At 61.1% G+C, this 12449-nt stretch carries 14 protein-coding genes; 3 read left to right on the forward strand and 11 right to left on the reverse strand.

Annotation, left to right across the window (positions count from 1 at the left end):
• Nucleotides 1-51: 51 nt before the first annotated feature.
• Nucleotides 52-501 (reverse strand): helix-turn-helix domain-containing protein, encoded by a 450-nt coding sequence (locus C1A35_RS36340; RefSeq protein WP_199772876.1) that lies wholly within the window; start codon nucleotides 499-501, stop codon nucleotides 52-54.
• A gap of 27 nt (nucleotides 502-528) precedes the next feature.
• Between C1A35_RS36340 and C1A35_RS36345 the strand changes: the two genes are divergently transcribed.
• Nucleotides 529-1188 carry a hypothetical protein gene (locus tag C1A35_RS36345; RefSeq protein ID WP_199772877.1) on the forward strand — a complete coding sequence of 220 codons (660 nt, stop codon included), beginning with the start codon at nucleotides 529-531 and terminating at the stop codon, nucleotides 1186-1188.
• 259 nt (nucleotides 1189-1447) lie between these two features.
• On the opposite strand, the gene C1A35_RS06675 is transcribed toward C1A35_RS36345, so the two are convergent.
• The 6 genes from C1A35_RS06675 to ada form a co-directional block, all read right to left on the reverse strand.
• Entirely contained in the window at nucleotides 1448-2191 is a 744-nt protein-coding gene (locus C1A35_RS06675) for a 2OG-Fe(II) oxygenase (protein WP_104663569.1), read from the reverse strand.
• Between the two features lie 248 nt (nucleotides 2192-2439).
• Nucleotides 2440-2691, reverse strand: coding sequence for a hypothetical protein (locus tag C1A35_RS06680; protein ID WP_104663570.1), 252 nt, complete (start codon nucleotides 2689-2691; stop codon nucleotides 2440-2442).
• A gap of 67 nt (nucleotides 2692-2758) precedes the next feature.
• Complete coding sequence (gene alkB / locus C1A35_RS06685) at nucleotides 2759-3400, reverse strand: DNA oxidative demethylase AlkB (protein ID WP_104663571.1); 642 nt, start codon at nucleotides 3398-3400, stop codon at nucleotides 2759-2761.
• Nucleotides 3384-4034, reverse strand: coding sequence for a hypothetical protein (locus C1A35_RS06690; protein WP_104663572.1), 651 nt, complete (start codon nucleotides 4032-4034; stop codon nucleotides 3384-3386). Before C1A35_RS06690 ends, alkB begins: the two co-directional genes overlap by 17 nt.
• 21 nt (nucleotides 4035-4055) lie before the next feature.
• Complete coding sequence (locus tag C1A35_RS06695; RefSeq protein ID WP_199772878.1) at nucleotides 4056-4904, reverse strand: DNA-3-methyladenine glycosylase family protein; 849 nt, start codon at nucleotides 4902-4904, stop codon at nucleotides 4056-4058.
• Nucleotides 4876-5967, reverse strand: a complete 1092-nt coding sequence (ada, locus tag C1A35_RS06700; protein WP_199772879.1) for a bifunctional DNA-binding transcriptional regulator/O6-methylguanine-DNA methyltransferase Ada — start codon at nucleotides 5965-5967, stop codon at nucleotides 4876-4878. Before ada ends, C1A35_RS06695 begins: the two co-directional genes overlap by 29 nt.
• Nucleotides 5968-6311: 344 nt before the next feature.
• Here ada and C1A35_RS06710 point away from each other — a divergent pair, with 344 nt between their 5' ends.
• On the forward strand, nucleotides 6312-7100 hold the full coding sequence (locus tag C1A35_RS06710; RefSeq protein ID WP_104663576.1) for an ABC transporter permease: 789 nt from the start codon (nucleotides 6312-6314) through the stop codon (nucleotides 7098-7100).
• 40 nt (nucleotides 7101-7140) lie between these two features.
• Here the strand turns inward: C1A35_RS06710 and C1A35_RS06715 are convergent, their stop codons facing one another.
• From C1A35_RS06715 to C1A35_RS06730, 3 genes are all read right to left on the reverse strand, one after another.
• Nucleotides 7141-8166: an ABC transporter substrate-binding protein gene (locus tag C1A35_RS06715; protein WP_104663577.1), complete on the reverse strand. Its 1026-nt coding sequence runs from the start codon at nucleotides 8164-8166 to the stop codon at nucleotides 7141-7143.
• A gap of 66 nt (nucleotides 8167-8232) precedes the next feature.
• On the reverse strand, nucleotides 8233-9915 hold the full coding sequence (locus C1A35_RS36635; protein WP_234822810.1) for a flagellin N-terminal helical domain-containing protein: 1683 nt from the start codon (nucleotides 9913-9915) through the stop codon (nucleotides 8233-8235).
• Nucleotides 9916-10220: 305 nt separating this feature from the next.
• Nucleotides 10221-10871: a hypothetical protein gene (locus C1A35_RS06730; protein WP_158665002.1), complete on the reverse strand. Its 651-nt coding sequence runs from the start codon at nucleotides 10869-10871 to the stop codon at nucleotides 10221-10223.
• A 424-nt stretch (nucleotides 10872-11295) separates the two neighbouring features.
• Between C1A35_RS06730 and C1A35_RS06735 the strand changes: the two genes are divergently transcribed.
• The gene (locus tag C1A35_RS06735; RefSeq protein ID WP_104663579.1) at nucleotides 11296-11820 is read left to right on the forward strand and encodes a GNAT family N-acetyltransferase; all 525 of its coding nucleotides are present in this window, start codon (nucleotides 11296-11298) and stop codon (nucleotides 11818-11820) included.
• A 115-nt stretch (nucleotides 11821-11935) separates the two neighbouring features.
• Here the strand turns inward: C1A35_RS06735 and C1A35_RS06740 are convergent, their stop codons facing one another.
• Nucleotides 11936-12421, reverse strand: a complete 486-nt coding sequence (locus tag C1A35_RS06740; RefSeq protein WP_158665003.1) for a hypothetical protein — start codon at nucleotides 12419-12421, stop codon at nucleotides 11936-11938.
• Nucleotides 12422-12449: the final 28 nt, after the last annotated feature.

Raw genomic sequence — 12449 nt, forward strand, 5'->3', positions numbered from 1 at the left:
ACTCACGGGCGAATGAAAGATTGCCCAACGTTCTTCGCTGAAGCAATTGGACTAATGGAGGCCCCGCCGCCGCCAAGCCGAAGGCATGACGCCCGTTATCTCGACAAAGACCTTCTCGAAATGTCCGAGGCTGCCGAATCCGCAGACACGTGCAATGTCCTCCAGCGAGAGCGCATGGTTGGCGAGATGTGACTTCGCGCTTTCGATTTGTGCGGCAATGGGCCGAAGCGTGGTTCCGGATGCTTCCCCCATCAAGGTTGCCTGCGCCTTTCGATCGCCTCCCTCCATCGGCTCGCCATACCGGTGCAGAAGGTGGGCGCAGATGGCGACCGCCACGGGTCGCAGCGGCGCAGGGGCTGTTCCGGTCCCGGCAAAGAACGCTATGAGCGCGGTGCCGAGATTGCGAAGCACCGGATCCGGTTCGCCGCGACGGCATATCAGCCGGCGTGATCCGGCTTCCGGCGACAGCTCCGCGGTCTCGCTGAAAAGGGTCCTCGGCAACACGAATGCCAGCGAGCGTAGCCGACTGTGGAGACGGATGGTCGCCCCATCCGCGAGATCAACGAGACAGATCGTACCGCGTGCGAAGTGGCGACGCTCGGTGCAGGAACCATCCACTCGGATGTCGGCGTGTTCGGCGTCCTCAAGATAGAGCATGAGGAAATAGCATTCGGAGGCGGGGAGCCGGATATCATTTTCGCCGTCGGTCCTCAGTTCCCGGCAAATGCTGGTCACGGAAAAGGTCGCGGCGCGAATTGGAACGGTGGTCAGGCAGGGGGCCTCGGGCGTCCCGAAGCAGACACCAACACATGCCATGTCTTTGCTATCGAAGTTCAACGCGCATCCCTTGGCGGCATCTCAGGAACAATCTTGCCGGAGGTCCGGCGTCCAGACTGTATTTCAGGCCGCGTCGACGTGCAACGCGACGGCGAGCCGACCTCGCCGCTCCGCGACCAGGCGGCCCGAAAGGCGGCGAACGCGTTCAACTACGCGCGAATTCGAGCATTGCGCTTTCGCGGCGGCATGGCCACGACCTTGGCAGATCGCGGGCGTTCTTCCTTCGCATCGGCCGGGTTTCCGCCGAAATTTTCTCCGGACGCAGCGCCGTCCATGCGCCCGGCCGCTGACCTGGTCGCTATCGGCGTGAAGGTCCCAAGTAGTTCTGGACGCAGCCCGTCGCCGCGCTGAGCAGCAACGGCATGCAAAGCTTGCAGCAATGTCATCATGGCTCGTCTCTCCGTTGTGATCTGCGGCTCGCCTCAAACATGGGACGGCGTGGCGGGCCGCCATTCGGATCATCGAGGGGGGCGGGCTTGCCCATCCAACCATCCGCTGCAGCTCGGGATACGAATTGTCGTCCTCCCGCTGCTGCAGCTCCGGCCCCTGCGCTCCGAATACCCCGATCCGACTCCCGAAGGCCGCCGGCCGCAGTGCCGGCGGCGCATGTTCATCGCGCGTCGTGGAAAATGATCCCGAGCGTGTGGCGCATGCCCGACCGGACGCGGCTGACACCGTGACGCAGGTTGACGCGATACGTTCCCTTCGTTCCCTGGACCGGACGGTTGTGGACGGCAAAGGCGACGGCGTCGCCCTGCCGGAGCGGCACCACCTCGACGCGGCTCTGCATGCGCGGACGCTGTTCGGTCAGTGCAAATTCGCCGCCCGTGAAGTCGCGGCCCGGCTCGGAGAGCAGGATCGCCACCTGGATCGGAAATGCGAGATCGCCGTAAAGGTCCTGGTGAAGGCAGTTGAAGTCGCCCGGTACATACTGCAGCAGCAGCGGTGTCGGCCGGATCTGGCCGGCCTCGTGGCATTGCTCAAGGAACGCGGCATGCTCGCCGGGAAACCGCTCGCCAAGTCCCATCCGCTCGTTCCAGGCGTTGGCGACATCGGCGAGGCGCGGGTAGAGCGCAGTGCGGATGCCGCCGATGAGATCGGGCAGCGGATACTTGAAGTAGCGATATTCGCCCTTTCCGAAACCGTGCCTGGCCATGACGATATGGCTGCGGAAATGGCTTTCATCGGCATAGAGCGACGCGACGCCGCTGCATTCCTCAGGCGTGAGAAGTTTGGGAAGGACAGCGCAGCCGAAGCCGTCGAGCTCGCCGGCAAGCGCTTTCCAGTCGTAGGTGGCAATTCGAGCCTGCGCGGACGTATCCGCCGAGGCCATGTTGTTTGCAATCTCGTTCATACCGTGGCTTCCTTCTAGAACCCACTTGCGTTCCGATCGCGCGCGAAGCCCGGTCTGGCGCAAGCAAGCGCGAGACTGCTTTCTCGCTGCCTGAAGCTACGCAAATGGGCGGGGTGAAGAACTCCGTTTCTTATCCTCTAATCGACTTGTCCGATTGGCAGAGGTGCATGCTTGCTGTTGGGCGCACATCGTAGCACGGCGAGAAAAGGCGGAGGTGAAGACGCGCAGCGCACCGCTCGATCGATGCATCAGGCCAATCGGAGGATCGTGGTTTCCGCGAGAAGATAGGTCTCGCCGGAGGCGAGGCGGGCTTCCACTTCGCCGTTGTCGCGCATCTCCAGCTCGACATAACCGGCGGCCACAAGCTCGCCGATGTACCTCATCACCAGCGCTTTGTCCGCGTTGCCCTGCGCCAGCGCAACAAGTGTGTCGATCGCCTCCCGGCTTGCGGGAGGCTCGCGCCGGTTGCTTCTCGCATCGTTACCGCCCGGCGAAGACATGAGCGTGGGCTCCTTGATCTAGCCGTTGCCGCGGGCAGGCCGCAGCAAACCGAAAGTGGATCGGACGCTATAGCGCTCCGCGGAACGTGAGGTTTATCCGCATGCGCCCGACTGTCTCATGGATGCCATCCTTTAGCTCCGGCACGCCGTGATAGAAGAGCCGCGACGGGCCGCCCCAGACCGCCACGTCCCCATGCCGCAGCGCATACTTCTTCACCGGATCGTTCCGCTTCAGCCCCCCGAACTGGAAGGTTGCCGGCAGGCCGAGCGAGACCGACACGATCGGATTGGCGAAGTCTCGCTCGTTCCTGTCCTGGTGCAGCGAAAGACGGGCGCCGGGCTCATAGCGGTTGATCAGGCAGCCGTCAGGTCGGAAGTTCGGATAGCCGGCCCTTGTCGCCGCGTCGACCGCCAGGTCGAGGAAACATTTCGGCATGGCCGGCCAGGGTCGACCTGTTCCCGGATCATTGCGATCGTATCGGTAGCCTGCGCGATCGGTGACCCAGCCGGCGGCGCCGCAATTCGTCATCGCCACCGACATGGTGAAGCCGCCCGGCGTGACCATGTGTCGGAACGGCGACTGGCTGGTAATGTCGCCGAGCGCCGCCAGAAGATCTTTTTCGTAGGGAAGTGCCGCTCCGCGAAGCAGCATGGCGCCTTCGGCCATGCTCTCGGCTGCGGGGGCGAGCATATCAAACAGATCGGGCATCTTCGGGCCTGTTGTCTATCGTGGTGGCGGATGGATGAAAGACCGGGCGATATCCGGCAAGGAGCACCTGGAGCGTCGATGGCGGCGTCAGGAGCCATTCGGCGTTGCGCAGGGTTTCGGGCGTGTCGTAACCCTCGGTGGTCCAGCGGAACGCCAGGCCGGCGCGCAGCGTGTAGGCCTCGCCGCCTGACACGACGACCGCGCCATCAGGCAGATCGGCCAAACGAAGGGCGATCGGATGCAGGCGCTTGCGGCCGTACTCGAGGCGTTCGGCATGCAGGAGGGAATCCATCTGCATGGCTGAAGGGGGTGCGTCATTCTTCGCCGATGCCCAGCAGGACCGGAAGTGTTGCGCGGCTTCGCGCCGGCAGAGGAAGCACGGACGATGGCCGGCAGCAAGGGCAACGGCCTCGTCGAGGAAAAACAGCTCCGTCCAGCTCCTGCGCGCCATCACCTCCCGGTGCCATCCCTTGAATTCGCAGGCGCAAATGAGCCAGGCCTTCGACGCCCAGCGCCTGCCAAGCAATGTCTTCGTCGCCGGATCGTGGATGATGCCGCGATTGCCGGTAAACAGGCCGCGCTGAGCGGTGGCGACGATATCACCGAAGGGCGTGACGCGGTTTTGAAGGGGCATGGCGTTTTTCCCGGCCGTCTCTTACTTCAACACGTTTCCACGCTCGCGCGGGATGCGCCACAAATACCAGGCCGCCACCGTGCGGTGGGGCGACCAGGGCTTCGAGATCTCGCGCAGTTCTCTCGGCTTCGGTTGTTCGGGCAACGATTTCAGAACACGGTAGCCTTCGCAGACACCGAAGTCGTCTGCAGGCAGGATGTCCATCCGTTCCAGCGAATACATCAGCAGCATTTCGACGGTCCAACGGCCGATGCCCTTGATACCGATCATGCGGTCGATCAGCGCCTCATCGGTCATCGCGGCGGCAATGTCACGGGTGGGGACCAGGCCATCCAACGTTCCCCGAGCGATTGCCTTGATGGTGGCGATCTTGCTGGCCGAGAAGCCGCAGCTGTGAAGCTGGTCGAACTCGGTCGCGATGAGGTCTTCCGGGGTCGGAAAATCGCTGTTGTCGAAGAGCCGCTTGAGGCGGCCAACGATGGCGTCGCCAGCCTTGGCCGTCAACTGCTGATAGGCGATCGCACGAACAAGCGCTTCGTATGGTTCTCGGGCGGCCTTGGGATCGTGACGGCAAGGGCCGACCAGGTCGATCAACCGCGCCCAGTCGTCGTCATGGCTGGAAAGAAAAGCAACGGAACCATCGTAGCGGGAGAACAAATTCATACGGATGCCTTGTTTTCGTCGGCGACCGCGCGGCGTCGCCGTTCGCAGATGGTGAGCATGAGGTTGCCGCAAGGCGGCATCCATGGCGCGTTCGGGTTTTCGGTGAGGGCAGGGAGCGTGGCGGCCACGGTCATCGCCGTCCTTTCCCATATCGGCGCGGTTGATTTCGATCGTGGCGTCATGCGGTCCGCGGCGCTTCCCGATCAAGCAGCGAGCGCTTGCGGTCGACGCCCCAGGCATAGCCGGAGAGCGCACCATCGTTGCGAACGACGCGGTGGCAGGGAATGGCGACCGCGATAGTGTTTGCAGCGCATGAGCCAGCGACTGCCCGCGCCGCGCTCGGTGCGCCGATACGTCGGGCGATTTGCGCATAGGACACACGCTCGCCGACGGGGATCTCCTGCAAGGCCTGCCATACCCGTCGCTGGAACGCCGTGCCACGGACGTCGAGCGGCAGATCGAGACCGATGCCGGGGCTTTCGACGAAGCCACAAACGCGGGCGATCAGAGCCTCGTATTCGCGGTCCATGCCGATCAGTCTCGCTTTTGGAAAACGATCCTGGAGATCGCGCACAAGTTCGTCCGGATCGTCTCCGAGCAGGATCGAGGCCACGCCTTTCGTGCTCGAGGCCACGAGGATCGCGCCGAGCGTCGTCTGGCCGACCGCAAACTTGATCTCCTCGTTGGCGCCACCCGCACGGTATTGCGTCGGCGTCATGCCGAGCATGCCGGTCGACTTCTCATAAAAACGGCTACTGGAGTTGAAGCCGGCGTCGTACATGGCCTCGGTGACGCTCGTGCCGGTCTCCAGGCCCTCCCGTACTTTCCTCGCGCGATGGCCGGCGGCATAGGCCTTGGGGGTCAGCCCCGTCGATGTCTTGAACACACGATGGAAATAGCTCGGACTGCGGCCGACAGTCGCCGCCAGTTCTTCCAGCGACGGTTCCTCTTCGCTCTCCTCGATGAGGCGGCAGGCCCGGGCGATCAGTGCGGCATTTTCGCATGCGAGCGAAGGGCCGTCCGGATTGCAGCGTCGGCACGGGCGAAACCCGGTTGCCCGGGCGCTTTCGAGCGTATCGTGCAAGGCGACGTTCTTCGGGTTTGCCGTGCGGGAGGGGTACGAAGGCCGGCAATAGATGCCGGTTGTCGAAACGGAGTACCAGAACCGACCGTCGGCAGACTTGTCGCGGGTAACGATCCGCGTCCAGCGGGGATCCTCCGCCACGGAGGGAAGCGAGGCGTGAAGGGTGGGGGCAGGTCGAATGTTCATGTCCATGATCTTCCACTCGAATTTGTTGTTGATCGATCGTGCCTCCGATCAGTGCTGTCCGATCCTTGCTCTCGAATCGAACGAGTTCCCACCCGGATCTTGCGCAGACCATCGACAGGCGCGGTTTTCCGACGCTTCCATCGTGGCGATGGGAAGGGGCTTGAGAAAAACGAAGCTCGCACAGACATTTGAGGGCACCGGGCGCCAAACTCCGGTTCTTGTCCTCGAATTGGAAACGGCGTGCCGGACCGAAGCAAGGTTCGAGAAGCCTGGACTGGCTAGCGGTTGACTGATCGCAGAATTCAAGGCGATCCAACGAGTGCTGACAGGGCGGGCAAGGGGAATTGAAGATAAGACCAGACGAACGGCCATTCCGGATCTTCGCCCGCTTTTTCGTTGTATGCGCGGTGATCGGAGGGTGGGCCGCCTATGTCGAGCTCTCGGAAATCCCGCCTTACATCATACCCCGCCCGGATGCGGTCGTTGCAGCACTTCTTGCCGATTGGCACATCTTGGGTCCGGCGCTCTGGGTAACCGCGCAAACGACCTTTGTGGCACTGACTCTTGCCATCTTCGGTGGAGGATGTGCGGCGGTGTTGCTCGCACAATCCAGGTGGATCGAGACGGCATTGTCGCCGATTCTGGTGACGTTGCAGGTAACCCCGATCGTCGCGATAGCGCCCTTGATCCTGATTTATGCGCCGACAGCTTGGACCGCGCAGTTGATATGTGCGTTCCTCGTGACCTTTTTCCCGATCATGTTGAATACGCTGCAGGGCTTGAAGAGCGCCGACCGGGATCGCGCCGATCTCATGAAGACCTACAGCGCGTCGCGTTGGCAGGCGCTCGTCTACCTGAAGCTGCCGTCCGCACTTCCGGGTTTCCTGGCAGGCCTCAGGATCGGAGGCGGGCTCGCCTTGGTGGCGGCGGTTGTCGGAGAGTTCGCGGCCGGACAGGCCGGCAGCAATGCGGGACTGGCCTTCCGATTGCTGGAGGCGCAGTACCGGCTCAACATGCCGCGCCTCTTTGCATGCCTCGTCCTGCTTGCCATGTTTGGGGCGGCGATGTTTTATCTGACGTCCCTGCTGTCGACGCTTGCGCTTCGCCGGTGGCATGAAAGCGAACAGCTCTGACGGCGTCGCCGACGTGATCCGCTGACGCTCATTGTTCGATCTACGATTTCCCCTTCAGCGACATGCCGACGCCCTTGCAGGTAAAGCTTGGATCAAAAGCCTTGGTGTAGTCGGTGCCAGGCTGGAGCAGCTTCACCTTCACCAGCTCGTCGAACAACTGCTTGTAGCGTTCGGCTCTCAGGCACCCGATACCATTTGTCAGCGCGTCGCCGGAATCGACGATTCCGTACTGCTTCATCTTGTCGACGGCATAGTCTATCTGGCCATCGGTCATTTCCGGGTTTTCTTTCTTGATCAGTTCGTTTGCCGCGGTGTTGTCCCGGTAGAGATAATTGTACCAACCCTCGATTGAGGCATCGACAAACCGTTGCACGAGATCACGATCCTGATCGATGAGGCTTTGTTGCACGGTGACCATGGTGGCGTAGGGCCGATATCCGCTGTCGGCGAGCAGGAAGATCTTCGGCTCCGCACCGGTCTGTCTCTGGATCTCATAGGGCTCGGCGGTGATCAGCCCCTGCTGTGCCGATCGGCGATCGGCGAGAAACGGCGAAGGGGAGAAATTGTACGGCTTGAACTGCTCGTCGCGAAAGCCAGTGAAGTTCGCCTTCATCCATTCGAAATACGCGCCAAAGCCACCATGCGTCATGAAGATCGTTTCGAGCCTGGCAATATCCTCGAAATTCTCAACCCCGGCATCCGGGTGGGTCAGGAGGACCTGAGCGTTCTTTTGATAGAAGGCCGCAACGTCGACAAGGGGAATGCCCTGCTCGATGCCGATGAGCTGCTCCTGTTGCGTCCCCAGATAAAAGTCGAGTTTGCCCGTCAGAAGCAGGGCGCGGTTTTGAACGCCGGGACCGCCCTGCTTGATTTCAACGTCAAGGCCGTACCTTGCGTAAGTGCCGTCGGCGAGCGCTTGATAGAAGCCGCCATGGTCAGCCTCGGCCAGCCAGTCGGTGCCGAAGCGAACCCTGTCGAGGGAATGGGCAGGCGAGGTCATCGAGACCACGCCGACGGCCAGCATACCGGCCAGTGCCGTCTTGCTGCGTGATTGGGACACATGCATGGGAGTACCTGATCCGGATGAGGCGCGGTCATGGAGCTTCAAGTCTTTGATGGTGCCTAGACGCGATTACCGGAACAATTGCAAGATGTTACCGGCATTGGAATTCGCGATCTGCAGGGACTGGATCGCCAACTGCTCTTGCGACTGCAACGCCTTAAGTCTGGTCGAGGCTTCGTTCATGTCCGCGTCGACCAGGCGGCCGACACCCTTGTCGATGGTATCCATGAGTGCCTGGGCGAAATCGGTCTGCATGGTGACGCGCGTTTTTATGGCACCCAATGTGGCAGTGGCCGAGATCGCCTTTTCCAACATGACGTCGACGCCCGACAGATAGTTGTCCAGGTCGTTGCCCGGGTCGGTGATGTCCACATCCAGAATGTCGAAGTTCTGCGTGCGCCCAATGTTGTCGTCAATGTTCTGCAGTTGAATGATCGCGCGCCGTCCGGCCTCCGGAAAAAGGCTTTGATCGATATCGAAGCGGATCAACGAACCAGTGCTCGAGACCGTCAGGCCCTTTCCCGATAAAGCGGCGTCAAGTATGGCGGCGAAATCTGCAGCACTTGAGACCTTTCCGTCGGTAACGTTGAGAACACTGTCGACGAACGGTTTGTCGATCGTGATTTTCTGGCGTGCACTGCTGTTGACCTCAATTTCGAAACTGAAGGCGACGCTTCTATGCACCTGGAACGGACCGCCAAACATGAAATCCCAGCGAGGGTAGTGATTGTCGGTGTTGGTGGCAGGCGGGTTTTCGAGCCCGAAGGCGAAGTCTCCCGGCAGCGTGGAAGCGACCGTCCCGATCTCGACACTCGACCCGGGCAGACCGGTCTGCTCCGATGACGAAATGATCACGTGCTGATATCCGTTGCCCCAGCTGTAGGTGGTGTTCACGGGTACGCCGGCGTTCGCGAAGGCTGCGCCCAGTACGCGGCTAAACTCGCTGACATTGTTGATCATGCCATCCGTCGTGGACAGGGTTGCATCAATCAGGGCCTTGTCGATCGACACCGAATAGTCGATGCCGGGAGCATGCGGGCCATCGTCGACACGGATATCAAAACTGATCGAATCGGAGCCGGACAGCGCGAACGTACCAGTGAATGCGAACGTATCGGACGAACCGCCGCGTTGGTAAACGTTGGCGTCGCGAATTCCTCCGAGGTTCCCGAGCGCGCGCGGATCCTTCTGCAGGATGCCGCCGCCGCCGGCGTTGAACAGACTGATTTCCGCAATGTCGACGTCCGTGGTTCCGATCTGCACGGCGCCGTCTGCGGTGCGCGTGAAGGACGACGTGATGCTGGTTGGCAGCGAAGTCAGGTCCCACAGGTTCCGTGGCGTGTCGGTGTCGAGCCAGTTGACGCTGTTGAAGCTTGCCGATGAAGCTATCGAGAGAAGTTGCTGCTTGAGCTGGTCGAGTTCCTTCTGGATCTTCGCCTTGTCGACGCCCGGCTCCTTCGCGGCAACGAGCTTGGCCCGGATCTCCGTGACGACATCGACGGTGGCATCGAGCGCCATATAGGCAGTATCGATCTTTGCCGCCCCCAGGTTCAAGGCATCGGTAACCGCCGAGATCGCCTTGTTGTCTGAACGCATGGTCGTGGAGATCGACCAATAGGCGGCATTATCCGACGCGGCTTGCACGCGAAGCCCGGTGCTCACTTGCTGCTGAGTCTCCGCCATGCCGGCGCCGACCGAACGAAGCGTCTGAAGCGCGGCCATGGCCGCGGTATTTGTAAGGATGCTGGACAAGTTAAAAGCCCCAAGAAATGGGCTAGCCTCCGGACGTGCAGACCAGTCCGGCATAAAGAGGCTAGCAATGGTGGGACACTTTTAACGGTTAACCACAAGGGTGCTCGCCATAATGGCGAGACCGTCACCCGAAGAAACGAGACGACCCGAGTTCTTCAGGCTGTTCGGCACGACATCTGAATCATCTGTCGTGCCGAACACTTCGTTAACGCTTTTGTGCTGGAAATGGTTAACAAATGGTTAACGGATTTCGGTTGGCTCCCCTGAAGAGCATTTTCCCGGCTGACTCGACGGACCGGGCTGCCCTAGAATTTATCGCCGGGGCCTAGAAATTGCCCTATGGCGTTCGCAACCAGCTCGAACTCGGCGTCGAAGTCATTGATGAGCTGCACGAATTTTCGCTCGATCTCGCCCGGATCGCCAATGTCGTTCAGGGCAACGGAATTGCGGCGCAGGAACCGCGAGTAGAGCCGCCCCTTCTCAGAGGCGCCGGGCTGGAATTGAACCCGTTCCAGACCCTTGGCGGCCGCAGCCGCAATGATCGTCTCGACGAGACCCTTGCGGAGCTTGTCATCTGAAATAGGGCCGACTTCTGCGTTCAGTCTGAGGTATCCCTTGGCGCCGAGATCACCCGCACGCAGTTCTACCCAGCTGATGAGCGGATAGCCCGCCCACCAGTTTTCACAGCCCTGCCACGTGAACCGCGTCCCGTCGAGTTCCTGGCGCCATCGCGCCGGCAGAAAGCTGACGTGGGTCTTGGCGAGGTCTGAATACAGGAACTCACGCTTGCCAATACGAATCGTCTTCTCTCGATCAGGACTTTCACCGAAAAGCCGACGGACGGCTGGTTCAAAACCTGCTCCAGAGTTTTCCTCTTTGACGAGATCCAGCACCTTCTTGTGTTTTCGAAACAGCAGATGCGCCAGGTTGTTCATCTCGGAGTTTCGTTTGTTCAATTGGAAGGCTCCTCAGTAAATCGTAAGCGTGCGCCATGGATCGTCTTCGCCGAAATCTGGCGCTTCGGTCGCGGGGCGACTGAAGCGTCTTCAATCAATTGCATCTTTTGCTCGAAGGATAATGTCAACCTGAACGGGAAGGTCGGGCGCGACAACTTGGGCGATTATTGCCGTTCTGTGCTCAAAGCATCGCGTCTTTGCGGCATCCACCGGCGATCGGTGGCAAGGCTGATCTGTTCATCGCCGGCAAGCGCAGCCTCGCGATCCATCAGGATGCTCCGGGTTCCGGCAAGGGCTCTATGGGGCGCCGTATTTTTGCCTCAATTTTACAACTTTGCGTCCATGGTGTCGCGATGCGCTGTGAAAACAAGCTCGCGCCTCGATTGGGGACGAATCTCGGTTAATCCTGGCAGGGTCTGTGCTGATGGAAGAGCTTAACTATGGCCCGCTCATCGAAAGCGACGCCGACTGCGTGCAAAAATGGCTCGCTGACTGGCTGACCAGGCATGTGAGCGGTTGGAGTGGCGCCTACGGACTTGATTGGACCACGAATGACATCAAGGCTCATATCGAGCGGCAGGCGTTGGTGGGACGCGAATGGGCGGAAATAAGGGCGGCCGCGGCGGACCGGGATTGCTTCGTTTGCGTGGCGAAGGCGGGGCGTACGCCCGTCGGGCTTGTCTACGCCGAAAAGCGCACGGATCGCTATCTGGCGCTCACGACCGGGGTCATATCCTGGATCTATGTTGATCCGTCCGCCAGGCAGAAGGGCGTCGCCCTTCGCCTTCTCGGGGAAGCGCATGGATGGTTCGTTCAACAACATGTGTCGGTCTCGGAGGTTTTCGTGACCGCCAGCAACCGGGCTGCGCTTGCCGCCTATGAACGCGGCGGATATCGCGTTCTCGACCACCGTCTGCTTGCGGTGATGCGGGATCCGTCCTCCGAATGACGCCACAAGCATGGATGGCAGGGCCAGTTTTCCTCGGCCCAAGTCCGTTTGAAGCCCATCGCTTTTCAAACGATGCGCCTTGGCACAGAGGGCCGCCGACGGCGCCGTAACCGGATCATCGAACCGGCCGGCGCATCAGCGAAATCGTGTTGAGCGCCGCGATGATGGCCAGCGGCAACTGGGCAATTCCGGTCAGTTCGAATGTCAGGTCGTCCGCAAGCCGGTACACGGGCGCCGGAAACAGCAGGCGTGCCGTCTCCTCTCCAAAGCCGATATGGAGAACGTTCTTCAGCACATGGTTCCAGCCGCCCTCCCAGATGCCGATCATCGCGACGGGGAAGGCGAGGATGACGATTGCCGCCAGCCAGGATGCTGCCCGTCCAAGCGCTGTTGTCGCCTTCGCCCACCCGACGGTGAGCGCGCCGATGATCAGGATCGCAGCCGGCACGGAGATATGGACGATGTGGAGACGCCACGGCGTCTCGTAGATGTAGGCGCCGTAGGCGTGGTGCACGCTGGTCAAGGCAAGCAAGAGAAGTGCCGATGCCCCGGCTCGTCGAAAGGGAGACACTGGGACGCGCGTTGCAGAAAGTTCAGCCATGACTGTTCCTCGATGTTGACGAACGATC

Origin of the sequence: Ensifer adhaerens, assembly GCF_002940685.1 — a bacterium.
Taxonomy (GTDB): Bacteria; Pseudomonadota; Alphaproteobacteria; order Rhizobiales; family Rhizobiaceae; genus Ensifer; species Ensifer adhaerens_E.

What these genes read in the sequence shown, in the direction of transcription:
- alkB (WP_104663571.1), bottom strand. Translation starts at nt 3,400, where the DNA reads ATGCCCGATCTGTTTGATATGCTCGCCCCCGCAGCCGAGAGCATGGCC.
- C1A35_RS06675 (WP_104663569.1), bottom strand. Translation starts at nt 2,191, where the DNA reads ATGAACGAGATTGCAAACAACATGGCCTCGGCGGATACGTCCGCGCAG.
- C1A35_RS06690 (WP_104663572.1), bottom strand. Translation starts at nt 4,034, where the DNA reads ATGCCCCTTCAAAACCGCGTCACGCCCTTCGGTGATATCGTCGCCACC.
- ada (WP_199772879.1), bottom strand. Translation starts at nt 5,967, where the DNA reads ATGAACATTCGACCTGCCCCCACCCTTCACGCCTCGCTTCCCTCCGTG.
- C1A35_RS06735 (WP_104663579.1), top strand. Translation starts at nt 11,296, where the DNA reads ATGGAAGAGCTTAACTATGGCCCGCTCATCGAAAGCGACGCCGACTGC.
- C1A35_RS06680 (WP_104663570.1), bottom strand. Translation starts at nt 2,691, where the DNA reads ATGTCTTCGCCGGGCGGTAACGATGCGAGAAGCAACCGGCGCGAGCCT.
- C1A35_RS06740 (WP_158665003.1), bottom strand. Translation starts at nt 12,421, where the DNA reads ATGGCTGAACTTTCTGCAACGCGCGTCCCAGTGTCTCCCTTTCGACGA.
- C1A35_RS06715 (WP_104663577.1), bottom strand. Translation starts at nt 8,166, where the DNA reads ATGCATGTGTCCCAATCACGCAGCAAGACGGCACTGGCCGGTATGCTG.